General features: G+C 61.1%; 25 protein-coding genes. 13 read left to right on the top strand and 12 right to left on the bottom strand.

The genetic code is table 11. The features are described 5' to 3' along the window. Window positions 1-4 precede the first annotated feature (4 nt). The 3 genes from HOC_RS11000 to HOC_RS10990 all read right to left on the bottom strand — a co-directional run bounded on the left by HOC_RS11000 (window position 5) and on the right by HOC_RS10990 (window position 2,462). Window positions 5-553 carry a Smr/MutS family protein gene (locus HOC_RS11000; protein WP_035538468.1) on the bottom strand — a complete coding sequence of 183 codons (549 nt, stop codon included), beginning with the start codon at window positions 551-553 and terminating at the stop codon, window positions 5-7. Window positions 554-562: 9 nt separating this feature from the next. Then, complete coding sequence (gene mltA / locus HOC_RS10995; protein WP_051624793.1) at window positions 563-1,777, bottom strand: murein transglycosylase A; 1,215 nt, start codon at window positions 1,775-1,777, stop codon at window positions 563-565. Between the two features lie 67 nt (window positions 1,778-1,844). After that, complete coding sequence (locus HOC_RS10990; protein ID WP_035538466.1) at window positions 1,845-2,462, bottom strand: Tim44/TimA family putative adaptor protein; 618 nt, start codon at window positions 2,460-2,462, stop codon at window positions 1,845-1,847. 133 nt (window positions 2,463-2,595) lie between these two features. Between HOC_RS10990 and secB the strand changes: the two genes are divergently transcribed. After that, window positions 2,596-3,099, top strand: coding sequence for a protein-export chaperone SecB (gene secB / locus HOC_RS10985; protein ID WP_035538465.1), 504 nt, complete (start codon window positions 2,596-2,598; stop codon window positions 3,097-3,099). 3 nt (window positions 3,100-3,102) lie between these two features. Here the strand turns inward: secB and dnaQ are convergent, their stop codons facing one another. The 5 genes from dnaQ to HOC_RS10960 are packed head-to-tail and all read right to left on the bottom strand — an operon-like array spanning window position 3,103 to window position 6,650. After that, window positions 3,103-3,801, bottom strand: a complete 699-nt coding sequence (gene dnaQ, locus HOC_RS10980) for a DNA polymerase III subunit epsilon (RefSeq protein WP_035538464.1) — start codon at window positions 3,799-3,801, stop codon at window positions 3,103-3,105. Beyond that, window positions 3,798-4,406, bottom strand: coding sequence for a dephospho-CoA kinase (coaE, locus tag HOC_RS10975; RefSeq protein ID WP_035538463.1), 609 nt, complete (start codon window positions 4,404-4,406; stop codon window positions 3,798-3,800). Before coaE ends, dnaQ begins: the two co-directional genes overlap by 4 nt. Beyond that, on the bottom strand, window positions 4,403-5,218 hold the full coding sequence (aroE, locus tag HOC_RS10970; RefSeq protein WP_035538461.1) for a shikimate dehydrogenase: 816 nt from the start codon (window positions 5,216-5,218) through the stop codon (window positions 4,403-4,405). The genes coaE and aroE overlap by 4 nt, the downstream gene beginning before the upstream one ends. Next, window positions 5,215-5,811, bottom strand: coding sequence for a Maf family protein (locus tag HOC_RS10965; RefSeq protein WP_035538459.1), 597 nt, complete (start codon window positions 5,809-5,811; stop codon window positions 5,215-5,217). The genes aroE and HOC_RS10965 overlap by 4 nt, the downstream gene beginning before the upstream one ends. After that, complete coding sequence (locus tag HOC_RS10960; RefSeq protein ID WP_035538458.1) at window positions 5,808-6,650, bottom strand: pyruvate, water dikinase regulatory protein; 843 nt, start codon at window positions 6,648-6,650, stop codon at window positions 5,808-5,810. The genes HOC_RS10965 and HOC_RS10960 overlap by 4 nt, the downstream gene beginning before the upstream one ends. Window positions 6,651-6,976: 326 nt before the next feature. Here HOC_RS10960 and hemE point away from each other — a divergent pair, with 326 nt between their 5' ends. The 9 genes from hemE to HOC_RS10915 all read left to right on the top strand — a co-directional run bounded on the left by hemE (window position 6,977) and on the right by HOC_RS10915 (window position 16,630). Continuing rightward, window positions 6,977-8,032 (top strand): uroporphyrinogen decarboxylase, encoded by a 1,056-nt coding sequence (gene hemE / locus HOC_RS10955; protein WP_241766981.1) that lies wholly within the window; start codon window positions 6,977-6,979, stop codon window positions 8,030-8,032. A 6-nt stretch (window positions 8,033-8,038) separates the two neighbouring features. Continuing rightward, window positions 8,039-9,112 (top strand): ferrochelatase, encoded by a 1,074-nt coding sequence (gene hemH, locus HOC_RS10950; protein WP_035538456.1) that lies wholly within the window; start codon window positions 8,039-8,041, stop codon window positions 9,110-9,112. Window positions 9,113-9,124: 12 nt separating this feature from the next. After that, window positions 9,125-9,553: a CopD family protein gene (locus HOC_RS10945; protein ID WP_035538455.1), complete on the top strand. Its 429-nt coding sequence runs from the start codon at window positions 9,125-9,127 to the stop codon at window positions 9,551-9,553. A 163-nt stretch (window positions 9,554-9,716) separates the two neighbouring features. Then, window positions 9,717-10,994 carry a transcription termination factor Rho gene (gene rho / locus HOC_RS10940; RefSeq protein ID WP_034737674.1) on the top strand — a complete coding sequence of 426 codons (1,278 nt, stop codon included), beginning with the start codon at window positions 9,717-9,719 and terminating at the stop codon, window positions 10,992-10,994. Between the two features lie 16 nt (window positions 10,995-11,010). After that, window positions 11,011-12,345, top strand: a complete 1,335-nt coding sequence (gene mnmE, locus HOC_RS10935) for a tRNA uridine-5-carboxymethylaminomethyl(34) synthesis GTPase MnmE (protein WP_035538454.1) — start codon at window positions 11,011-11,013, stop codon at window positions 12,343-12,345. 76 nt (window positions 12,346-12,421) lie between these two features. Further along, entirely contained in the window at window positions 12,422-14,281 is a 1,860-nt protein-coding gene (mnmG, locus tag HOC_RS10930) for a tRNA uridine-5-carboxymethylaminomethyl(34) synthesis enzyme MnmG (RefSeq protein WP_035538595.1), read from the top strand. Between the two features lie 3 nt (window positions 14,282-14,284). Then, window positions 14,285-14,908 carry a 16S rRNA (guanine(527)-N(7))-methyltransferase RsmG gene (gene rsmG / locus HOC_RS10925; protein WP_051624781.1) on the top strand — a complete coding sequence of 208 codons (624 nt, stop codon included), beginning with the start codon at window positions 14,285-14,287 and terminating at the stop codon, window positions 14,906-14,908. Next, window positions 14,895-15,701 (top strand): ParA family protein, encoded by an 807-nt coding sequence (locus HOC_RS10920; RefSeq protein ID WP_035538452.1) that lies wholly within the window; start codon window positions 14,895-14,897, stop codon window positions 15,699-15,701. The genes rsmG and HOC_RS10920 overlap by 14 nt, the downstream gene beginning before the upstream one ends. 5 nt (window positions 15,702-15,706) lie before the next feature. Continuing rightward, a complete protein-coding gene (locus tag HOC_RS10915; RefSeq protein ID WP_035538449.1) occupies window positions 15,707-16,630 on the top strand; it encodes a ParB/RepB/Spo0J family partition protein in 924 nt (307 codons plus the stop codon). Here the strand turns inward: HOC_RS10915 and holA are convergent, their stop codons facing one another. Genes holA through HOC_RS10895 form a run of 4 tightly spaced genes read right to left on the bottom strand, consistent with a single transcriptional unit; the run spans window position 16,631 to window position 21,164 of the window. Further along, window positions 16,631-17,665, bottom strand: a complete 1,035-nt coding sequence (gene holA / locus HOC_RS10910; RefSeq protein WP_035538445.1) for a DNA polymerase III subunit delta — start codon at window positions 17,663-17,665, stop codon at window positions 16,631-16,633. Further along, complete coding sequence (gene lptE / locus HOC_RS10905) at window positions 17,665-18,138, bottom strand: LPS assembly lipoprotein LptE (protein ID WP_051624780.1); 474 nt, start codon at window positions 18,136-18,138, stop codon at window positions 17,665-17,667. The genes holA and lptE overlap by 1 nt, the downstream gene beginning before the upstream one ends. Further along, window positions 18,135-20,702, bottom strand: coding sequence for a leucine--tRNA ligase (gene leuS, locus HOC_RS10900; RefSeq protein ID WP_035538442.1), 2,568 nt, complete (start codon window positions 20,700-20,702; stop codon window positions 18,135-18,137). Before leuS ends, lptE begins: the two co-directional genes overlap by 4 nt. A 36-nt stretch (window positions 20,703-20,738) precedes the next feature. Continuing rightward, window positions 20,739-21,164: a DUF3576 domain-containing protein gene (locus HOC_RS10895; protein ID WP_084146269.1), complete on the bottom strand. Its 426-nt coding sequence runs from the start codon at window positions 21,162-21,164 to the stop codon at window positions 20,739-20,741. A 116-nt stretch (window positions 21,165-21,280) separates the two neighbouring features. On the opposite strand from HOC_RS10895, the gene HOC_RS10890 reads away from it, so the two are divergent. The 3 genes from HOC_RS10890 (at window position 21,281) to HOC_RS10880 (ending at window position 24,327) form a co-directional block, all read left to right on the top strand. Beyond that, window positions 21,281-22,447 (top strand): porin, encoded by a 1,167-nt coding sequence (locus tag HOC_RS10890; RefSeq protein WP_035538440.1) that lies wholly within the window; start codon window positions 21,281-21,283, stop codon window positions 22,445-22,447. A gap of 78 nt (window positions 22,448-22,525) precedes the next feature. Further along, window positions 22,526-22,978: an NtrZ family periplasmic regulatory protein gene (locus tag HOC_RS10885; RefSeq protein ID WP_156950466.1), complete on the top strand. Its 453-nt coding sequence runs from the start codon at window positions 22,526-22,528 to the stop codon at window positions 22,976-22,978. Between the two features lie 143 nt (window positions 22,979-23,121). Next, the gene (locus tag HOC_RS10880; RefSeq protein WP_035538436.1) at window positions 23,122-24,327 is read left to right on the top strand and encodes an APC family permease; all 1,206 of its coding nucleotides are present in this window, start codon (window positions 23,122-23,124) and stop codon (window positions 24,325-24,327) included.

Below are 24,327 nucleotides of genomic sequence, written 5' to 3'. Positions count from 1 at the left end.
GCAGTCAGGACTGCAGTTTACGAAGAAACACATAGAACGCACCGGCGCCGCCATGGCGCTGGTGCGCTTCGGCATAGCCTGACACGAGCGTGCGGGCATGATCCGTGTCGAGCCAGGCGAGGAAATTGCGCTTCAGCACGCCTTCGCCCAATCGACCCTTACCTGTAATAACCAATACACAACGCGAACCGTCTGCCTGGGCATTTGACAGGAAGCCGGGCAGGGCGCGGGCTGCTGTGGCTTGTGTATGTCCGTGCAGGTCGAACGTCGCTGAAACGACGAGTTTGCCCCGCTTCACGCGCTTTTCCTTGCCGCGATTTGCCGGACCACCGACGGGTATTCCCGGACCGTTCGCGGGTACTTCACGGGGCGTTGCGGGGCGCCGGGTGGGTATTCCCGGACCATTCGCGGGGGCTTTCTGGTCCGGTTCGCCCGCTTCGAGGGCCGAAATCAACGCGCCGAAGTCTTCCGGCGCCGGGCCGATGGGTTTGATGGATTTCGCGACGCGCGACCAGGCCTTGGCTTCTTCAGGGGTCAGGGGGCGCTTCGACATGAGGCCCGTCTAGGGCGCTGCGGGCGGATCGCCAAGACCCGGGGCTTCAGACACCATCATGTTGCGCAGGAGCCTGTCAGCCACCGCCCGAGGCAGGAGGACCCAAAGGCGGCCGGGCGCGTTCATGGTGCCGGCGCGCGAACCCGCGTCGGTGCCCGTACCGAAATAGAGGTCACCGCGCACCGCCCCCTTGATGGCGCCGCCTGTGTCCTGCGAGATGAGAAGGCCTGACCAATGCCCGCCCAGACCCGGCGCGATGGTCTCGACGAACATGGGCATGCCGAGCGGCTGGATATCAGTGTCCACCGCCATTGAGGCGAGCGGCGTGAGTGGCACGCCCTGGGCACCTACGGGTCCGAGCGTGGGGTCGCCTTCAGGCTCGGCGCGGAAGAAAACATAGCGCGGGTTCTGGTTCATCGCGAGGCGCGCCTCGGCAGGGCCGGCGCGGTCCATCCAGGCACGGATGCCCTGCATGCTGGCCTCACCCCGTGTGATGCGGCCGGTTTCCATGAGCCAATTGGCGGTCGACTTGAACCTGTGTCCATTATGCGCGGCGTAGACAGCCCGCGTTGTGGACCCATCCGGGAAGGTCAGCCGGCCGGAACCCTGAATCTGCAGGAAGAAGACATCTGATGGATGCGCATAGGCAATCGGTGCGACGCCTGCCCGGCTGATTTCCTCACGCGAGGGATAAGGGCGGGTGCGGCCATCCGGCAGACGCTGTAGCGGCGACGCGCCGTTCGGAATGAGGTCTGCCGGCAAGGCGGGGACCGGCTCTGTGAAGGGCGGCACAGGTGTACGGCGCGCTTCATAGGTCGGCTCGAAATAGCCGGTGAAGCGGCTGTTGCCATCAGGCGAGAGCGCCTCGATGGGGGTGAAAAGGCTCTGATAGGCAGCACGGGCGCCTGCCTCGTCGCGGACACGGGCCATGGCGGCGCAGGCCGGGAGCCACTCCCCGACCTGACCGGCCCAGGTGGCCTTTGCGGAGAGATCGGCATTCCTGGGACGCGCCTGCAGCTTGGTGCAGCTGCGCTGGAAAGCCTGAACGCTGTCCATCAGCCTGACACCTGACCAGCCGGGCAAATCCCCGTAGGCTCCGGATGCAACGCCAACGGGCGGCAAGAGGACGGGCCCAGCCTGTGATGGCACGGACCGGGGCGCCTGCGTGCTCTGGCACGAGACAAGCGCGAGCGACAGGAAAGCAATAGCCAGTGTGCGAAGCATAGGCGTTTTATGGCCCGCTTTGCGCGCAGCTGTCATCCAAAACTGTCAGGAAATACTGATCGGCCGTTCAGGCGACCGTATCGACGTCATCCAGGATCCAGTTCGGATCCGTGCCGCGGACATTGCGCATGAAGGTCCAGTGTTCCTTGGCCGTGCGGGTGATCTCGCCATCGCCGAGCTCGGCTTCATAGCGCACCACGATACGGGCCATATCACCATCCAGCTCGGCGCTTTCGATCTCGGCGCGTTTGACGCGGAGGAGTTCGAACGTTTTCTCGCCGCTTGTCTGGCGGGCCGTGATGGCCTCGTCCCAGGCTTCGTAGACATCATCGTCCAGCATCGGCCGCAGCGCCGCCCGGTCGCCCTTGGCAAAGGCCGCGACGATCATCGTATAGGCGGACTTGGCGCCCTGCATGAAGCTGGAGACGGTAAAGCTGTTATCGGCATTGTAGATGTCTTCGAGACCGCCAGCTGCGGGGCCTGTGAATATGGGGCGCTCTGCCATGACACGCCGCTCGCGACGCTCGGCCAGCTCCGCGACATTGCTTTCAGCGGGCGTGGATGAAGTGGTTGGGCGCTGCACAGGCCGGTCATTACCGCCACGCCCGAGCGCCATGTACAGGCGCGACAGGACGATCAGCGCCACGGCTGCCAAAACTAAAACCTCGATCACTGGGTCGAACATGTCTTATGGAATTCCTTCAAGTATCCGGCCTCTTCCCCCTAGATAGGCACGCGCGGCCGTAAACGCCAGTGAACGTTGCGCCTTTGGAGGCCGCATGCTAGGCGCGCGGTGCGATCCAGGTAGAGGAAACATCATGACAGACACGAGCGCACCGGGAAACCCCAATCCCCCGCAAGACCCAAATGGCGAGAAGCCCGCAGCGCCAATCATGCGCGTTCTGGGACAATATGTGAAAGACCTGTCTTTCGAAAACCCGGGTCATGCGCCTGTTCAGTCACAGCCTAATATCGATCTGGGTATCGATGTGGGCGCGACGCCCCATGCGGACGGCAATGGTCTGTTCGAGGTTTCGCTGAAGCTCTCGGCCAAGGCACTGGCCGACGGCAAGGTGATGTTCATTTCCGAGCTGGACTATGCCGGCCTGTTCCAGCTGCAGAATGTTGCGCAGGACCAATTGGAGCCGATGCTGCTGATCGAAGCGCCCCGCCTTCTGTTCCCGTTTGCGCGCCGCATCATCGCAGAGATCACGCGCGAAGGTGGCTTCCCGCCGCTGCTGATCGACCCGGTCGACTTCGTGGCGCTGTATCAGGCGCAGGTGCGCCGCGCCAATGCGGCCGGAACCCCGACCCAGCAATAGGCCTCAGGCCTGTTTCCACAGACAGTCGGGACCGAGTGTCTCGATGAAGGCCGCGTGAGCGGCCTTCTCTGATTCTGTCAGCAGTGAAGGCAGCTTCTGGGGCCGTTGGCGGGCTGTGCGGCGTTCGCCGGCTGCAAGCTCGGTTTCCGGCGTATCGAAGGAAAAGGCACGCGCGCGTCCGCCAAGCAGTTCCAGATAGACGCTGGCCAGCAGCTGGCTGTCCAGGAGGGCGCCGTGCAGCGTGCGGCTTTCGAGCGAGATGTCGAAACGCTTGCAGAGCGCGTCGAGGCTGGCCGGGGCGCCGGGATATTTCTTGCGCGCAAGGGCAGCCGTATCGAGCCAGCGATCGTCGGGGATCGGGTCTCGGCCGCAGAGGGCAAGTTCCATGTTGAGGAAGCCCCGGTCAAAGCCCGCATTGTGGGCAACGAGCGTTGCGTCACCGACAAATTCCAGGAAGGCGCCGACGACATGCTCCTCCTCGAAGAAGGGCGCATCCTTGAGATGATCATCCGTCAGGCCGGTGATGCGAATGGTCGCCTCGGACACGGCGCGGCGCGGATTGATGCGGGTGTGGAATGTCTTGCCGGTCGGGATGTGGTTGATCATCTCGACCGCGCCCATCTCGATGATCCGGTCGCCATCGTTCGGGTTGAGGCCGGTGGTTTCCGTATCGAAGGCAATCTCGCGGATGAGCGGGGTCATGAACGGGCTTCCTCTTCCTTGCGATTCATCAGGCCGATTATGGCCCGGACATGGTCGCGCGCAAACTCGAAACCATGGCCCGTGGAGATCACAAAGTCAGCGCGGGCGCGCTTTTCTGCATCGGGCACCTGACGCGCCAGGATGGATTCGAAGGTCTCAACCGTCATGTCGGGCCGCGAGAGGACGCGCTCGCGCTGGACTTCGGCCGGAGCGCTGACGACGACCACATAATCGCAGAGCTGCCAGCCACCCGTTTCATAGAGCAGGGGGATGTCGATGACGACGAAAGGCGCCCCGGCTTCGCGGGCCTCCTGGCGGAAATCATGCTGGGCCTTGCCGGCCAGCGGATGGACGATGGATTCGAGGCGCTTCATGGCCTCGGCATCGTTCAACACACGTTCGCGCAGGCGCAGGCGGTCTATGGCGCCATCGACGGCAACGCCGGGAAACGCCGCTTCGACAGGCGCCACGGCTGCGCCGCCCTTGCCGTAGAGTTCGTGGACGGCGGCATCGGCATCATAGACGGGCACGCCTTCATCGCGGAAGAGCTGGGCGGTGGCGGATTTTCCCATACCAATGGATCCGGTCAGTCCAAGGATGATCATGATGTTGCCTCCACAACCTTGCGGCACTTGCGCTCGGCCGCTTCCATATCGGGCACAATGCCGAACCAGTGTTCGAAGGCAAAGGCGGCCTGGGCGACCAGCATGCCGAGGCCATCCATCGGGGCCCAATCCTGCGCGGCCGCCGCGGATAATGTCTTGTTTGCGGCTGCGCCATAGCTGATATCGTAGAAAGTGCGCCCGTGACCGGGGGGCAGCTCAAGCGATTGGCCGGAATGGCCGAGACTGAGCGTATTGATGACGATTTCAGCCGCAGGCAGACGATTCAAGCCGTCTTCGAGTGAGCAGACTTCGGGCGTGTCCAGCAGGTCAGCGGCGATGGCTTCTGCGCGTGAGACGGTCCTGTTACTGATTGTCAGTTTGGCGCGCATGTCTGTCAGGACAAAGGCGAGGGCGCGGGCAGAACCGCCGGCACCGAGGAGGAGCACGTTCTTCCCGGCTACGCTGATGCCAGCCTGATCGAGCGTGTGGAGGAAGCCGGGCGCATCGGTGTTCTCGGCGCGCCAGCCACCTGCATCTGTACGGATCAATGTGTTGGCTGCGCCGATGCGGCGGGCGAGATCACCTGCCTCTTCGGCGAGGGCGAGGGCCGTGTGCTTGTGGGGCAGGGTGATGTTGAGGCCGCGGGCACCCTGGCGGGTGAGCGTATCAAGCGCCGATTCCAGTTCGCCGTCAGGCACCTGCATCGCTTCATAGGTCGCGTCGATGCCGTGCTCGCGCAGCCAGGCATTGTGGATGAGGGGCGATAGCGAATGAGAGATCGGGTCGCCGATAACGCCGTAGAGCTGTGTCATGTGGCGAGGGCTCCCCGAATGCGAAGGTAGTCGAGCAGCGGCAGGAGCGGCAGGCCGAGGATCGAGAAATAGTCGCCTTCGATCTGCGTGAAGAGCTGCGCGCCGAGGCCTTCGAGCTGGTAGGCGCCAACGGTAGCAAGAAGAGGTTCGCCGACGCGGTCGACATAGTCATCGATGAAAGCTTCGCTGAGCGGGCGCATGGTGAGTTTCGGGCGGGCGAGGTGGCGCCAGACGGGCGTGCCGTTCTCGCAGATGACGATGGCGGTTTCGAGCGTGTGCGATTTGCCGGAGAGCTTGCGCAGGTGATCGCGGGCCCCTTCGAGATCGACCGGCTTGTCGAAGGCTTCGCGGTCGAGCGAGAGCATCTGGTCTCCGCCGATGACGAGGCCTTCGGTGCGGTTGGAAACTTTGACGGCTTTCAGCTCGGCAAGCTGCATGGCCTGGTCGCGGACCGACATACCTTCGGCGCGCATGGCGGCCTTGGCAGAGTCTTCGTCGACATTCGGTTTGATACTGGCAGCTTCAACGCCAGCGCCGGCAAGCAGCGCCCGCCGGCTGGCGCTGCCGGAGGCGAGGGTGATGGCAAGACTCATATCTGACCGCGCCGTTCGTTCAGGAGGTTAAGAATGGCCGCAGCTGTTTCTTCTACCGAGCGACGGGAGACATCGATCGTCTTCCACTTGTTGCGCTGGAAGAGGCGGTTGGCCTGTGTGACCTCATCGCGCACGGCGTCCTCGTCGGCATAAATCGTGTGTTCGTCCTGGTTGAGCGAGATCAGGCGCTGGCGGCGGATCTGGACGAGGCGTTCGGCGCTGATCTTGAGGCCGACCACCATCGGGCCTTTCTCGCCAAGCTTTTCCATGAAGTCAGGCAGCGCAACACCGGGCACGAGCGGAATGTTGCCAGCGCGGACTTTGCGGTTGGCGAGATAGACACAGGTTGGCGTCTTGGATGTGCGGCTGACGCCGAGCAGGATCACGTCGGCACCGATCAGCCCGTCGACATTCTGGCCATCATCATGGGCGAGCGTGAAATTGATCGCTTCCATCCGGTCGAAATAATCCTGATCGAGCGCGTGCTGGCCGGCAACCTTGTGGTTGGCCGCAATCCCCAGATGGCGACCGAGCATGGCGATGGACGCGTCGAGAACTGGCAGGGTGGCGACACCGCGCTCGCGGCAGAAGGCTTCCAGCCGCGCCCGCAGGGCTTCATCGGAAATCGTATACCAGACGACGCCCGGCGCAGCCTCGATCTCGCGCATCACCCGTTCAAGCTGACGTTCGGAGCGGACGAGGTAGTAGTTATGCTCGAGCGGCTGTACATTCTCGAACTGCGCACACGCGGCCCGCTGAACGGCATTGAGGGTTTCGCCCGTACTGTCTGAGACAAGGTGGACGTTGAAATAGATGCTGGGGCGCTGCGGTGGGGTCATGGCTTCCTCTCTTGCCGATGGCCGGGCGTTTTCACAAGACCTGTGTAGTTCCTGTGCATAGATGATTCCTCACACCGGGAGTCACAATCCATCCACATGCGGCGGAATCTGACTCCCAGGGAATCCCCCTATGTTCCATCCTGTGACTCCAGAAGGGGTGTTAACGGGTCATTAACCAGCGCCGCCATTGAAGGTTAAGCAAGTCTTAACGGGGTGCGACACCCTGTGACTCCCATGTGGAATTTGCTGGACAAATCCTGTGAGTAGCCTTTCTCCCCTGATATCACCGGGTAGTAATAATAAGCGCCCTGACGGGCTTTTGAGAGATGAGAGATTTGAGAGTCATGGGGCAAGCGAGCACACCAAAACTGATATCGGTTCTCGGCGGAGAAGCTGCCAAGGTGCCTCCGGTATGGATGATGCGGCAAGCCGGGCGTCACCTACCAGAATATCTCGAGTTGAGATCACGGGCCAAAGACTTTCTCGATTTTTGCTACACACCTTCCATGGCAACAGAAGCGACGCTTCAGCCTGTTCGCCGTTACGGCATGGACGCAGCGATCCTGTTTGCCGATATCCTGCTGATCCTCGATGCGATGGGCCTTGGTGTGGAGTTCGAAAAGGGCGTTGGCCCTCTGGTGCAGCAGATCGATTCCGCAGCTGACCTAGGCAAGGTGCGTGCGAAGAAAGCGGCGGATCGTTTGGCGCCTGTCTATGAAACGGTGTCGCGCGTGAAAGCTGAGCTGTCGGCTGAAACGGCCCTCATCGGTTTTGCCGGTTCACCCTGGACGGTTAGCCTTTATGCCATCGAAGGCCGCGGCAAGACGGACAAGTCGCTCGCCTGGCGCTGGGCGCATGGCAGACCGGATGAGCTGGCCGCCGTCATGGACCATGTGATTGAGGCGACAGCCCACTATTTGCTGAAACAGGTGGAGGCGGGCGCCGATGCGCTGATGCTGTTCGACAGCTGGGCTGAAGGCCTGCCGAACAATATTTTCCGCGAAGTGATTATCGCGCCGACGAAGAAACTCGTGACGCGGCTGCGGGAGATGGGCGTGACCGTGCCGATTATCGGTTTTCCGCGCGGGGCGGCCGCCATGTTGCCGGAATATGCCCGCGAGACAGGTGTGACCGCGATCGGCCTCGATACGGCCGCTGTGCCGTCTTTCGTGAATGCTGAAATTGTCGCCGGCATGCCTGTGCAGGGCCATCTGGATCCGCTGCTGCTGATCGAAGGGGGTTCGCGTATGGACGCACGCGTCCGCGAACTTGTGGAAGCTTATTCCGGGCGCCCCCATATCTTTAACCTCGGCCATGGTATCCGGCCGGAAACACCTATCGGGAACGTGGAGCGCGTCCTGAAAATCATTCGGGAAGGCTGACCAATCATGGGTCGCAAGATTGCTGTTGTACTGTTCAACCTGGGTGGGCCTGATGGGCCGGACTCGGTGCAACCCTTCCTGCGTAACCTGTTCGATGACCCGGCGATCATTCAGGCGCCCTTGCCGATCCGCTGGGCACTGGCCCGTTTCATTTCCAAGACACGTGCGCCATCGGCGAAGAAGAATTACGCGATGATGGGAGCAGGCGGTGGCTCGCCCCTGCTGCCGGAAACCGAGAAACAGGCCGAAGCCCTGCAGATTGAGCTCGCGGCGTCATTGCCCGGCGATGAAGTGAGAACCTTCATTGCGATGCGCTACTGGCATCCTTTCACCCGGGATGTTGCCCGCCAGGTGAAAGACTGGGGCGCTGATGAAGTTGTGCTGCTGCCGCTCTATCCGCAATTCTCCACGACAACGACGGGCTCGTCACTGAAGGAATGGAAGAAGCATTATCCTGGTCCGACCCGGACCGTGTGCTGCTATCCGTTTGAAGAGAGCTTCATCGCCGCGCATGTCGACCAGATCATGGCCGCTTTTGACCGGGCCGGGCGCCCGGAAAACGTATCGCTGCTGCTCTCGGCGCATGGTCTGCCGGAAAAGATCGTTGAGGCGGGCGACCCCTATCAGTGGCAATGTGAAACGCTGGTCGCGATGATTGCCGCGCGCGTGCCGCAGGACTGGGAAGTCGTCGGTTGTTACCAGTCACGTGTGGGACCGCTGAAATGGATTGGGCCGTCAACCGATCTGGAAGTCGAGCGCACATCGAAAGAGAAGCGCAACATTCTGATCGCGCCGATTGCCTTTGTTTCGGAGCATATCGAAACGCTGGTCGAACTCGGTGAGGAATATAAATTACTGGCCGAGCAGCACGGCGCCGCGAGCTATACGCGGGTTGAAGCCCTGGGCACGCATCCGGGCTTTATCCGGACGCTGGTGGGCGAAACCATCGCTGCGCTTGAAATGAACGATACGATCCGGTCGTGTGCCGGGAGCCGCCTTTGCCCGACGGGCGCGTCGGGTTGCCCGCATGCCGATGTCGCGCGCCGCGCTGGCCAGGCCGTGGCCGTTCAGGCCGAGTAGGAGACCGCGCCAATGCTCTATCTGTTCGTGAAAGCACTCCATATCATTTTCGTGGTGTCTCTGATGGCGAGCCTGCTCGTCTATCCGCGCTACAAGATCCACCAATTGTCCAGCACACCGGGCGAGCCTCTGTTTGAGACGATGAAAAAGTCGTCACAGCAATTGCGGATGATCATCATGAACCCCAGCCTGATCCTGGTCTGGGTGTTCGGGCTGACGATGCTGTGGATGAACCCTGCGCTGCTATCGCAAGGCTGGCTGCACGTAAAATTGCTGCTGGTTCTGATTCTTTCCGGGCTGCATGGCTATTTCATTGGTCTCGGCAAGAAAGTGGATCGCGGTGGGGATGGCGTGCCAGCCAAGCGGCTTCGCATGCTCAACGAAGTGCCCTTCCTGCTGATGATCGTGATTGTCATCCTGGTGGCCGTGAAGCCCTTCTGAGGGCCATAAGGCATTGAAGACTTGACGAAACGGGCGTCCGAGGCCCATATACCCTGCAACCGGCGCACAGTCCTTGTGCAGCGCGATGTCCTATTCGCCCGGTCCCCCACATTTCAGTCCGACCCAGATCACACCCGGATTCCACCTTTAATTGGCCTCATCCATGCTCGATAACGTTACCAGCGTCACCCTCCGCGAACTCAAAGCAAAATCCCCTGAAGAACTTCTCGCCTATGCCGAGGAACTTGAGGTCGAGAACGCCTCCGCGCTCCGTACGCAGGACATGCTGTTCGCGATCCTCAAGGAGCTGGCTGACAGCGAAGTCGAGATCACGGGCCAGGGCGTTCTGGAAGTGCTGACGGATGGCTTCGGCTTCCTGCGCTCACCGGAATCCAACTATTTGCCCGGCCCGGACGACATTTATGTCAGCCCGGAAGTGCTGAAAAAGGCGAATATCCGGACCGGTGACACGGTTGAAGGCCCGATCACGGCGCCTCAGGACAATGAGCGCTATTTTGCGCTGACCGACGTGTCGAAAATCAATTTCGAGGAGCCTGAAAAGGCCCGCCAGAAGGTGCACTTCGATAACCTGACGCCGCTTTATCCCGAAGAGCGGATGAAGATGGAAAGCCGCGACCCCACGAAGAAAGATCGCTCGGGCCGCGTGATCGATATTGTATCTCCGATTGGTAAAGGCCAGCGCGCCCTGATTGTTGCGCCGCCACGGACCGGTAAGACCGTGCTGCTGCAGAACATTGCGGCCGCGATCGAAGAGAACCATCCGGAATGCTACCTGATCGTGCTGTTGATCGACGAGCGCCCGGAAGAAGTGACCGACATGCGCCGCACGGTGAAAGGCGAAGTTGTTGCGTCGACGTTCGATGAGCCAGCGACACGCCACGTGCAGGTCGCCGAAATGGTGATCGAGAAGGCGAAACGCCTGGTCGAACACAAGCGCGACGTGGTTATCCTGCTGGACTCGATTACCCGCCTGGGCCGCGCCTATAACACGACCGTGCCGAGCTCCGGCAAGGTGCTGACCGGCGGTGTGGACGCCAACGCGCTGCAACGGCCGAAGCGCTTCTTCGGCGCAGCGCGGAACGTGGAAAACGGGGGCTCACTCACAATCGTCGCAACGGCGCTGATCGATACGGGCAGCCGGATGGACGAAGTGATCTTCGAGGAATTCAAAGGTACGGGTAACTCGGAAGTCGTGCTCGACCGGAAGATTGCCGACAAGCGCACCTTCCCTGCCATCGACATCATGAAGTCCGGCACGCGGAAAGAAGAGCTGATCACGCCAGCTGACCAGCTGTCCAAGATCTATATCCTGCGCCGTATCCTCGGCCCGATGGGCACGAACGATGCGATCGACTTCCTGATCGACAAGCTGCGCCAGACGAAGACGAACGACGAGTTCTTCGAGGCCATGAAGAACTAGGCATGATGGAGCGCACATGAGCGAGCGCGACACAATCTGCGCCCTCGCTTCGGGTGCGCCGCCGGCTGCGATCGCGATCCTGCGCTTGTCGGGGCCGCATGTGCGCGCGTTGGCGGAGCGCCATCTCGCTAGCGGTCTGCCCGCGGCGCGGCATGCAAGTCTGACGGACATGACAGATAATGACGGCGCCCTGATTGATCGGGGCCTCGCGCTCTTCATGCCGGGCCCTGGCAGCTATACGGGCGAGGACACGCTTGAGCTTTACCTGCATGGTGGGGCGGCGGTGATCGCGCATGCGCTGGACACACTGACCGCGCATGAGGGCGTTCGCATGGCTGAGCCGGGCGAATATACACGCCGGGCCTTCGAGGCAGGCAAATTGGACCTGACCGAAGCTGAAGGTGTTGCGGATATCATCGAGGCCGAGACGGTCGCGCAAAAGGCGCAGGCGCTGCGCCAGCTGGGCGGCGGCTTGTCGCAGACCTATGACCAATGGCGTGCCGAGCTGACCGGTGTGCTCGCGCTGGTCGAAGTGGCCATTGATTTTCCGGATGAGGGCGACGCGCCGCAGGATACGACGGCGCCGATCCTGGCAAAGCTTGGCCGCCTGATTGGCGAGATTGAAACAGCGCTTGGCGATCGCGGGATTGGCGAGCGCATCCGTGACGGGTTTCGTGTGGCCATTATCGGCGCGCCGAACGCCGGCAAGTCGACCCTGCTCAATCGTCTCGCGCGGCGTGAAGCAGCTATCGTGACAGCGAAGGCCGGGACGACACGCGACGTGATTGAAGTGCGCCGCGTGCTCGGCGGGCATGTGGTGTGGATTGCCGATACAGCTGGCCTGCGTGTGACGGAAGATGAGATTGAGGCCGAAGGTGTGCGGCGGGCGGAAGTGGCTGCGCGTGAGGCAGACTTGCGTTTGTTCGTGCTGGATGCCTCGGCGCCGGACATAGGCCATCTGTCTACGGATTACCGGCTGGATACGGATCTTGTTGTCGTCAACAAAAGCGATCTTGGCGCCGTACCGGATGGCGTGAGCGCTGACCATGTGATCTCGGCCAGGGATGGTTCGGGCGTCGATGCGCTGGAACAAGCGATCGCCCGGTTCGTTGATCAATATGCGGCTTCAGTTGAGGCGCCGGTGATAACACGCCAGCGCCACAGGGAGCGGCTAACCCAAGGGTTGAGCAGTTTGAAGGCCGCCCGTGACGCACTTGAACAGGATGTCGGGGCTGAACTTGCGGCTGAAGACATCCGCATGGCTCTCCGCCAGCTTGGGTCAATTATCGGCGTGGTGGGCGTCGAGGATGTGCTCGGCGCAGTGTTCTCCGAGTTTTGCATCGGCAAATGACCCCTAGGGTTTGAGGCCCCGCGCGGTTATATAGCCGCCAGAACACCCCCTATTCCAAGGTACTTTATTGATGGCGATGCCAGACCAATTTGATGTGATTGTAATCGGCGGCGGACACGCTGGCTGCGAAGCGGCTGCGGCTGCGGCACGCTTTGGCGCGCGCACGGCCCTCGTGACGCACAAGCGATCAACCATTGGCGAGATGAGTTGTAACCCGGCGATTGGGGGCCTCGGCAAAGGTCATCTCGTGCGCGAGATCGACGCGCTTGATGGCTTGATGGGCCGTATGGCGGACAAGGCCGGCATCCAGTTTCGCATGCTCAATCGCTCCAAAGGCCCGGCTGTCTGGGGGCCGCGCGCGCAGATAGACCGCGCGCTTTATCGCCAGGCGATGCAGGCTGAACTGGCTGATTATTCCAATCTCACAATCATCGAAGACGGCGCTGAAGACCTGATCATCGAGGATGATATTCTGACGGGAGTCGTTGGTCTTTCCGGCGCGGTATATCATGCGCGATCTGTAGTTATCACTACAGGAACGTTCCTTAAGGGCATGATCCATATTGGCGACAAACGGATACCTGCTGGCCGGGTTGGCGAGGCGCCCGCGATAGGACTGTCCGACCGTCTTTATGGCATGGGGCTGCCAATGGGACGGTTGAAGACCGGGACACCCGCGCGCCTTGATGGAAGTACGATTGCATGGGACCAATTGGAGATGCAGGCGGCAGACGAATTGCCGGTGCCGTTTTCCTATATGACGGATCGAATAGAAGTTCCCCAAGTCGCGTGCGGTATCACGTGGACGACGGCGGAGACGCACGCGATCATCGCCGATAATATCAATCAATCGGCCGTCTATTCCGGCGCGATTGCCGGACGCGGCCCGCGCTATTGCCCGTCCATCGAAGACAAGGTTCACCGTTTTGCTGATCGGGACCGCCACCAGATATTCCTGGAGCCGGAAGGCCTTGATGACGACACGGTCTATCCGAATGGCATTTCCACGTCGCTTCCGGAAACGGTCCAGGATCAATTCATCCGGACCATTCCGGGCCTCGAAAACGTGGTTATCCGGCAATACGCCTACGCGATTGAATATGACTATGTCGATCCGCGCGCATTGACGCCGGCATTGGAAGTCCGTGCCCAGGCGGGCCTCTATTTGGCCGGTCAGATCAATGGCACCACGGGATATGAAGAGGCGGGCGCCCAAGGCCTTGTCGCAGGTCTGAATGCGGCGCGGGCGTGTGCGGGCAAAGAACCCGTCATGTTTGACCGGGCCGAAGCCTATATCGGCGTCCTCATTGACGACCTCGTCACGCGTGGCGTGACGGAGCCATATCGTATGTTTACATCGCGTGCCGAATATCGTCTGGCCCTCCGTGCGGACAATGCGGATCAGCGTTTGACACGAAAAGGCCTCGAAATGGGCTGTGTAGGCCCAATTCGGGCCAAAGTGTTTCACGTGAAACAAGATGCATTAACCCGCGCGCGTGAAATGCTCCAGGCCCTGACGCTCTCACCGGCCAAAGCGGCGCAGGCTGGGTGGGAAATCAATCAGGACGGCCGGGTGCGATCTGCCTGGGAATATCTCGCCTACAAGAATATCGGTTTTGCGGAACTTGCTATCGTTTGGCCGGACTTGGCTCATATCTCCCCGGAGATTGCGGCCCAATTGGAAATCGAGGCCCTCTATTCCGGATATCTCGAACGCCAGTCGGCGGACGTGGCCGCGCTACGCCGTGACGAGGGTCTGACGCTTCCACGTGATCTGGATTATGCGGCGGTTGGGGGGCTTTCCAACGAAGTCCGTCAGAAGCTCGAATTGATCCGGCCGACAACACTGGGTCAGGCGGGCCGTATTGAAGGCGTGACGCCTGGTGCTTTGACGGCATTGCTCAGCCACGTGAAACGTCGCGCGAAGGCGGTCTGACCGATGACGAGTGAGAATGACCGCGCGGTATTTCTGGCCGCTCATAATGTTTCACGTGAAACGCTTAACCGTTTGGACCGGGTGATCGACACGCTCGATTCCTGGCGGAAGAAGTCAAATCTGATCGGGCCACGCGAGTGGCCGAATATCTGGCAAAGGCATGTCTGGGATAGTCTCCAATTGCTTGACCACATTCCTGAGACGGCCCGCGTGGTGGATCTTGGGTCAGGCGCGGGGTTTCCCGGCCTTATTATTGCGGCGGCGCGACCCGAAGGCCACGTGACCATGATGGAAAGCGTGGGCAAGAAAACGGCCTTCCTGAACGCGGCGATTGATGCGGCCGGATTATCGGCGGATGTGTATCAGGGACGGGTGGAATTGGCACCGGCAAGCCGCGCTGATTTCGTCACCGCGCGGGCCTTTGCGCCGCTGCCCAAACTTCTGGATTACGCCTCTCCCTGGATGAAAAACGGTGCAACAGGGCTGTTCCTCAAGGGCGAACGCTGGGAAGAAGAATTGACGGAAGCCCGACAAAGGTGGAGATTCGCTCATGAGGCGATTCCGAGCCGAAGCGGTGGGTCGGGAGTCGTGTTGATCGTAAGGGAGCTACAAGGTGGCGAAGCCTAGGATTTTTGCTGTGGTGAATCAGAAGGGCGGGGTCGGTAAGACCACGACTTCGATTAACCTTGGAACTGCATTGGCGGCTGTAGGTCGCCGCGTTCTGATCGTCGATTTCGACGCGCAGGGTAATGCCTCGACAGGCCTTGGTATTTCCCGGGCAGACCGGGAGTTGACCAGTTATGATCTGGTCGTTGACCGCGTAGACATGGAACAAACGGTCCTGTCGACCATCGTTCCGCGGCTCGATATCGTTCCCGGAGATGAGAACCTTTCTGGCGTCGAAACGGAACTGGCCGGGGACGCCCGTCGCTCGTATCGCCTACGCGAAGCGCTGATGAATTATGTCGATCGGGCCGAAATGGGCGGCCTCGTCAAATACGATTATATCCTGATCGATTGCCCGCCATCCCTGTCGGCATTGACATTGAACGCCATGACGGCGGCCAATGCGCTGCTTGTGCCGCTTCAGTGTGAGTTTCTGGCGCTGGAAGGCCTTTCGCAACTTATGCGGACAGTTGAACTTGTGCGTCAGGGCCTTAATCCCGCCCTTGAAATACAGGGCGTGGTGCTGACCATGTATGACCGGCGCAACAATTTGTCGGACGAAGTGGCCGACCAGGTTCGCGCCTATTTCGGCAATAAGGTCTATAACACGGTCATACCGCGGAATGTCCGTCTGTCCGAGGCGCCATCCTTCGGTAAGCCAGCACTGCTTTACGATTATCGGTGTCCTGGCAGCGAGGCCTATATCCGCCTCGCCTCCGAAGTCCTGCAACGCGAAAAAGCGAGAGCGGCCTGATTACGATGAGCGAAGAGGGAAAGACCAAACCCGCACGGCTAGGCCGTGGATTGTCCGCCCTGATGGGGGAGGTCGATGCTGTTGGTGCCGGTAGCGGTTCCGACAAGGAATTGTCTTCCAAGCCGGGTGTGGCGTCGAATGAGATCGATATTGAGCTTATTCGCCGGAATCCGGCCCAGCCGCGCCGCACCTTTGATGAAGGCGCGCTGAACGAGCTCGCGGAGTCGCTGAAGAGCAAGGGCGTGCTGCAGGCTATCCTCGTGCGGCCGGATCCGAAGGATAAGGGCAAGTTTCAGATCATCGCGGGTGAACGTCGCTGGCGTGCGGCCAAGATAGCGGGCCTGAAGTCGATCCCGGCTTTGGTGCGCGATATTGATGAGCTCGAGCTTCTCGAGATCGGCATCATCGAGAACGTGCAGCGCGCAGACCTCAACCCGATCGAAGAGGCCGAAGCCTATGAGGCGCTGATGAAGCGTTTCGGGCGGACACAGGACAGCCTCGCCAATAGCGTCGGCAAGAGCCGTGTTCATATCGCCAACACACTGCGCCTGCTGCAATTGCCCGAAAGCGCGCGGGCGTTTGTGCGCGACGGGAAACTGAGCGCCGGTCATGCCCGCGCTGCACTTGGCGCACCGGACCCTGAGGCGCTCGTCAAGCTGGCGGCGGAGAAGGGCCTGAGTGTTCGGGAAGTTGAGGCCAAAGCGAAAGAGGCGCGCGAGGGCGGACCTGTCGAGACCAAGTCAGCCAAGCAGATGGCTGATGAGAAGGATGTCGACACAGAAGCGCTTGAGGCGGACCTGACGCGTACGCTGGGCCTCGCCGTGGATATCCGTCATGGCAAGAATGGCGGCGAGCTGCGGATTCAGTATCGCGACCTGGAACAGCTGGATGATGTCTGCCGGCGGCTTACCGCCAAGCGCGGTAGCTGATCAGGCCGCGCTGGCCGCAGCCTTGCCGAGCTCATTCATCAGTACACGCACAACAGGGTCGGCGCTACCTGATCCGGACTTCGCCTGCTGCTCGGCTTCATAGATACGCTCCATGATCCGCATCAGCCGCTTCTGTGGCCACTTGCCGAGACGCGCGCGAAAGGCTGGCCAGTCGCTCTGCCATACAGGTGGGCGCAGCTTCATGCCGGGGGCGCCTTCGCCTGCGGCTATACGCTTGTGGGCGTCGAGCATGCGCAAGGTTTCGCTTTGCAGGGCCCGCAGGATCGAGATGGCGGATGTGCCAGCAACTTCGAGGCGCTGAAGGGCGACATTGGCCGCGACGATATTTCCGTCCAGCGCTGCGCGAATAGCAGCAGAGAGGTTGTGGTCGATATCCGTTGCAGACAGCGAGCGGATGTCATTGAGCGAAACGTCGCGACCCAGCCCGCGCGCATAAAGCGCGAGCTTCTCGATCTCGGCATTTGCAATACCGCGATGGCCGGGCAGGTCGCCCGTAAAGGCATGGAGCGCAGCTGTATCAATTGTTGCGCCGACTTCCAGAAGAGCCGTTTTTACCCGCTCTTGAATATCGCCAGCCTCATCTGCGAACAGCTGAAGGCAGGCCGCATTCTTGGCACTGCTCGCTGTTGCGCGGAGCTTTGATTTAGACGCAAGAGAACCGGCCTCGATGACGAGCCGTGCCGCATAGCGATCGGGATGCTTGTCACCCTCGGCAAAGGCCTCAGCCAGGAGTGCCGCGATCTTGTCCCCATTGGTCCGTATACGGATTGCCCGTGGGTCACCAAGGAGGGACACAGCTTCCAGATTGTCGAACAGGAGGGAGGGATCTTTCTTGATGGCGTCGTCGTCGAGGACGGTCACTTCCAGCTCGCCGGCTCTGGGCTTCCACGCCTTGATCAGGCTGCTGGCAGCATCGCTTGCGAGGCCTTCGTCCTCACCGAATGCCAGAACGGCCCAAATGGCGGGATCAGGCCTGCGAGCGAAAGCGACGGCTTGCTTGCCCTTTAGCAGCATCAGTCAGCCATAAGCTGGAGACGCAAATCCTGGACGATACGTTTGGCCAGCTCGCGCATCGTACGGTCCGCAGCGCTCGTTTGAGCGGCGATGTCGCCATAGGGCTGCGCCGGTACGGAAAAGTCTGTCACCGCATCCGTGGAGCCTGAAATGGCTGAGTTGTCACGTGCGAGGACGTATCGCGCCCCGGCTGAGAGGCTGGATCGTGAGGCCGCCCCATCAGGTTTGAAAGCCAGGCGCGTGAGGTTTTCGGTCAAGACCACATTGAGGGTCGCCGGCTCCGTTACGCCGGGCAGGCCGATGGCCAGCTCTTGCTGAAGCGCGCGGCGCAATATGTATCCGGAACGCCCGTTGATCGGCTCGACCGTAATGGGCCCACCGGCTGCCAGAGCACTATTGCCCGGTGCATAGACCGGCTGGAAGCCACAGGCGCTCAGGCTGAGCAGGGCGAAGGCAGCGAGGAAGTGTTTCATGCCACCACGATATTCACGATGCGGCCGGGAACGACAATGGTTTTCTTGACGTCCTTGCCATCGAGGAAGGCAGCAACCTCGGGATCCGCGAAGGCTGCAGCCTCGACGGCTTCCTTGGCGAGGTCCTTGGAAACAGTGATTTCACCGCGGCGTTTGCCATTTACCTGCACGGCCATTGTCACACTGTCGTCCACCAGCAGGGCCGGGTCAGGCTCAGGCCAGGCCGCTGCAGAGACGAAGCCTTCGCCGCCAATGCGTTCCCAGCACGTTTCGGCCAGGTGCGGCATGAACAATGTCAGGCAGCGCGCCAGCATCGAAGCGCCTTCCATGCGCGCACCGACCAGCTCATCCGAACCCGTCTCAGCCTTTTTCAGCGCGGTGACCCATTCATAGATCGTCGCGACGGCCGAGTTGAACCGGAACTCGGAGATCGCCTTGTCGATGGAGGCGACGGCCTTGTGGGACGTCTTGCGCAGTGCGACCGAGCCATCGTCTGCGCCAATAGCGGTCGATCCCGTTTGGGGCAGGGCATCGAAGACGCTCCAGATGCGCTGCGCAAAGCGGGCTGCACCTTCGGCGCCGGACTGTGTCCATTCGACGTCGCGCTCCGGCGGTGAGTCCGAGAGGACAAACCAGCGCGCGATATCGGCGCCAAAGGCCCCGATGATGGCGTCCGGGTCGACCGTGTTCTTCTTCGACTTGGACATTTTCTCGATCGGGCCAACGCTTGCAGGCGCGCCGGTCGAAATCTCGATCCAGTTCCCGTCGCGCTGTTCGACTTCGGAAGGCTCCAGCCAGACGCCGCTGTCTGACTTGTAGGTTTCGTGGGTCACCATGCCTTGCGTGAAGAGGCCCGCGAACGGCTCGCCGCTTGGCAAGTCCAGCTCACCGACATCGCGCATGGCGCGGGCGAAGAAGCGAGCATAAAGCAGGTGGAGCACGGCATGCTCAACGCCGCCGACATATTGATCGACCGGCAGCCAATAGGCGCGCTCTTCCATGTCGTCGGGGCTGGCGAAGCGCGCATAGTACCAGGAGCTGTCTACGAACGTGTCCAGCGTGTCCGTTTCGCGGCGGGCCTTGCCGTTACAGCTCGGGCAGGTCGTGTGCTTCCAGGTCGGATGGCGCTCCAGCGGGTTGCCGGGCACGTCGAAGGTAACGTCATCGGGCAGGCGGATCGGCAAGTCAGCTGCCGGAACCGGAACGATACCGCAGGTTTCGCAATGCACGACCGGGATCGGGCAGCCCCAATAGCGCTGGCGCGAGACGCCCCAGTCGCGCAGGCGATAGTTCACCTTGCCCTCGCCGAGGCCCATGGATTCGATCTTGGCGATTGCCATGCGCTTGGCGTCGTCGATGGATTGGCCATCGAGGAAGCCGGAATGGAAGATCGTACCGGGGCCTGTATAGGCATCGTCTTCGACGTCGAACGTTGCGGCGTCTGCGTTTGGCGGCAGGACAACCGGCGTGACCGAGAGGCCATACTTGCGGGCAAATTCAATGTCGCGCTGGTCGTGCGCCGGGCAGCCGAAAATGGCGCCCGTGCCATAGCCCATCAGCACGAAGTTCGCGACCCAGACCGGAAGCGTGCGGCCGGGCTCAAACGGATGCTGCACGGTGAGGCCTGTATCGAAGCCGAGCTTCGGGGCCTTCTCGATGGCTTCTTCGCTTGTGCCGACAGCAGCGCACTCGGCGCGGAAGGCCGTGAGCGCTTCATTGCCTTCAGCCAGTTGCAGCACGAGCGGGTGATCAGGAGAGAGCGCAATAAAGCTCGCACCGAACAATGTGTCCGGCCGTGTGGTGAAAATCTCAACGCCTTTTTCATAGTTCGCTGGCGCATTGCCTGCGAACTCGAACCGCATCTGCAGGCCTTCCGACCGGCCGATCCAGTTGGCCTGCATCGTGCGGACCTTCTCGGGCCAGCGCTCGAGCTTCTGGACTTCCGCCAGCAGGTCCTCGGCATAATGCGTGATGCGGAAAAACCATTGGGTCAGTTCGCGCTGTTCGACCACGGCGCCGGAGCGCCAGCCGCGACCGTCAACGACCTGCTCGTTGGCCAGGACAGTATTATCGACCGGATCCCAGTTCACCTTGCTGGCCTTGCGGTAGACGAGGCCTTTTTCCAGCATCTTCAGGAAGAGGCCCTGCTGGGCGCCATAATATTCCGGGTCGCATGTCGCGAACTCGCGGCTCCAGTCGAGCGACAGGCCGAGCTTTTTCAGCTGGGCGCGCATCGCATCAATGTTCTGGTAGGTCCATTTACCGGGATGGACGCCGCGCTGCATGGCGGCGTTCTCGGCCGGCATGCCGAACGCATCCCAGCCCATCGGGTGGAGCACGTTATAGCCCTTGGCGCGGCGGTGGCGGGCAACGACATCGCCCATGGCATAGTTGCGCACATGGCCCATGTGCAGGCGGCCCGACGGGTAGGGGAACATCTCGAGGATGTATGCCTTGGGGGCGTCCCCGGCCTCAGCCGGTGATTTCGCCTTGAACAGGTTTGCTGCGTCCCACTCGGCACGCCATCTGCTTTCCGCGGCCTGCGGATCATAACGGGTGGCCATGTCCCGCTCCTTTAAAGACGTATGATTGGTGGCTTTCTAGCCGATCTGTGAAGCCTTAAGCGTGCGCGCACGTTGAAGGATCTTGTTCTCAAGCTGGATTCCGGTTTCCGGGTCGACGGTCGCGTCGGTCCAGGTGCCGTCTGTGTTGGTCTGGCGGAAAACCGAAACCTTCACGCCATCGGCGCGTAGCCGCGTGTCGAGAATGTAGACTGTGGCCTTGATGCGCTCGTCCGGCGAGTCCGGGAAGGACTTCCAGTCATAGTTGACGATGCCGCCGACGGGATCAGCGCTGTCGACCGGCATGTTCTCGAACGTGTCCAGGGTCGCGCGCCAGAGATAAGGGTTCACAGTGCCGACATTTTTCTGGGTGATGTTGGCATCGTTGGACTTGCTGCCGCCGAACTGGCAGCCGGAAACGATCAGCATGCCAGCCATGGCGGCGGTGAGGATGTGTTTGACCATGAAGATTGTTCCTGAGTGCAAGACCTTGTTGACGTGCGTTTGTATAACAAGGGGAGTCCGGGCTCGCCAGTGCTGATATGCCGAAGAGGGCGCGAGGGGTTTGCAGGAGAGAAACCATGTGGAAACCACTGACACTGCTGGCCTTGTTGGGCCCATTGGCCGGACAGGCCATTGCCCAGGAAGACTGGGAGGTCTGGGAAACCGAAAGCGGGGCCGAAGTTGCCGTCGCTGCATCGACTGCTGATGGCGCGCCGGTGACCTGGGCGACAGCGCTGAACCTCTCGACCAACCGCATTCTGGATAATGGGCTGGAGATCGGCGCCGTTGGCCGGTTTGAACTCCAACAGGACAATCCCCACAGGGCGGGCTTCAGCGGCGCGACAGGCAGCGATTTCGGGCTCGGGCAGGGGGCTTTCAGCGGACTTGCCCCCGGGACTGGCCATGAACATGTCGGGACGCGGGCGCAGCTGGAACAGGCCTATGTCTATGCTGAAGGGGGCTATGGCGAGGTGCGGCTTGGTCGCGACAAGAGCGTTGCCGCGCGCTTTTACGAAGGCGCGCCGAGCCTATTCCTGAAGGCCAGTACAGCCAATCCGGTGCTCGACCCGACCGGCCGAGCCTATATACGCACCGACAATGACCTGACGGGACCTGCGCTGAAGGTAAGCTATGCCAGCCCGCGAATCCTTGGCGTGCGCGCGGGCGTTTCGTATACACCGACGGCCGATGTGCGCGGACTGGACCGCGATCCGGAGCGACGTGTGGCGGGTAATCCGCAGGTGAGCGTGGATTCGGCGGCTGAGGCGGCCATAAATGTGTCGCGCCGGTTGCGGGAGAGCGGCGTGCGTGTGCGTGGGGCCTTGGCCTATAGCCGCGCGGATGTCAGCTCGGCGCTGCGACCGGATATCTATGGAACCGTCGAGACCTGGTCTGCTGGCGCATCGGCGGAGTTCGACACGATCACGCTGGGTGCCAGCGTGCTGGGCAGCAACAATGGCCTCGATTCCGGCAGCGGCGACTATTCCGCCTGGACGATTGGCGCCACCAAGCAGGCCTTTTCGATGGAATTCGGTGTCGACTATGGCGAGGCCACGGACGACCTGACAGGGCTCAAAAGCGAATCGTGGAGCATTGGAGCGGCAAAGGAACTTACCGACAGCCTGCGTGTTGCAGGAGGATACCGTAGCCAGACAACCCGCTTCAGGCGAGTCCTGCCCCTCGGAGTGCCTCAAAATGAGGATTCGGCGGACGGTATTGTGTTAGAAATCACACTATCGCTTTAATTTGGCCGCCTCAACGAATGTTAATCTTCTATTTACTGGGGCCGCTGACTATTCTCTTTACGGGTAAGGTGCAGAATTATGAAATCGGGCTTGGTCCTCTCTCTCATGCTGTTCTCGGCTGTGCTGGCAATGCCAGCCATGGCCGATCCGGCTATGGCAGAAACCGCCATGAACGTGGATGCGCCATCCCTTTCCGAAAGCAAGGCCGCAGAAGCTGACTGGTATCGCCAGTTTGCCCGCCCAAAGCCTGCGGACACCAAGCCGGTCTGGCAACCGGAACCGACCGATGATTTCTCTGTCCAGTTCGGCCGCAATGCCCGCTGGCAGCTCAATCTCGATATGCTGACCCGTCCGAATTCGTCTCCCTTGCCGCGCGAGCAGATGCAGGCAGGCGCGACATTCCGCGTGACACCGCGCTTCTCGGTTGGTGGTGAAGTCAGCCTTGGCGCTGAGCGCCTGAATGATTCTACCCAGTGGGAAGAAAGTCAGGTCGAGACGGGTATCCGGCTCAAGTCCGCCTTCAAGTTCTAGTTTATCCAATTTTCGATTTGGCCATCGCGTGGCAGGCGGCTTTTTGCGTGTTGCCTGACGCTTGCGACTGGGGTTAGGCCTATTGCTATTCAGGCGCTGTCATTCGGTCGGGCGCGCAATCGGGAATCACAATCGGTGGCGCCATGTTTGTGAGTGGCTTGATCCTTGTCGTCACGCTGATAGCGGGCGCTGTCCTGTTGTGGCCACGCGTGGCGAATGTGAAGTTGTGGCGCGCCACCATGACACCGCTGGCGTCGATCATCGGCAGTGGCTTCCTGGTTCTCGGGCCGATCCTAGATTTCCAATATGGAAAGTATGCGCCGCTGGTCATGCTGGCGCTCTGTGTCGGGGCCTACCTGTTTGGCGGGGCGATACGGCACAATATCCGCTTACGCGGCGCGCATGACGAAGACCCGGACAAGTTCGTGGCGCGGCTCGAAGTGGGCGGTTCGTGGACCCTTGCCCTAGCTTACGTGATTTCGGTTGCCTATTACCTGAACCTGTTCGGCGCCTTTGGGGTCAGTCTCACCCCGTGGGACACCCAATTCGCAGCCCGCATTCTGACCAGTGCGATCTTGGTGCTGATCCTGGCAGTTGGCTGGTTCAAGGGCTTTCGCGCGCTCGAGCGGATGGAGCAGGTCTCGGTCAGCGTGAAGCTGGCAATCATCCTCGGCCTGCTGGTTGGCCTCGCCATCTTCTTCGGCAAGGAAGCGAGCGCGGACAAGCTTGTTTTTCTGGAGCCGAAATCATCTGGCTGGGCGGCGATCTCGCTGGCGTTCGGTTTGATCGTGACGGTTCAGGGCTTTGAGACATCGCGCTATCTTGGCGCCACTTACGATCACGTCACACGGATACGCTCGATGAAGCTCGCGCAGGTGGTCTCCTCGGCCATCTACATGATCTATATCGGCTTTGTCGCCTATGTGTTTCAGGGCAATGAGCTTCACCTCGAAGAGACGGCAATCATCGACATGATGAAAGTCGTCGCGCCGATCCTGCCTTTGCTGCTCGTCGCGGCTGCCCTGACCGCTCAGTTCAGCGCGGCGATAGCGGATACGAGCGGGTCGGGCGGGCTGGTGGCGGAGCTGACGGGCGGAGTGGTCAGCGAGCGGCAAGCCTATGCGATCCTTGTCGGGATTGCCCTTGTGTTTACGTGGACGGTCGACCTGTTCGAGATCATCTCCTACGCGTCACGGGCCTTCGCGATCTATTATGGCGTCCAGTCGGCGATTGCGGCCGCTTCAGCCCACCGGGTGCTGGGCCACAAGGGAAAGACCGCGCTTTATGCCAGCCTCGCCGTTCTCGGATTCATGATCGCCATACTGGGCACACCGGCCGAAGGCGGCTGA

Source organism: Hyphomonas oceanitis SCH89, from assembly GCF_000685295.1.
Lineage (GTDB): Bacteria > Pseudomonadota > Alphaproteobacteria > Caulobacterales > Hyphomonadaceae > Hyphomonas > Hyphomonas oceanitis.
Note: the sequence above shows the minus strand (reverse complement) of the source record. Positions and strands in the feature narration are given on the sequence as shown.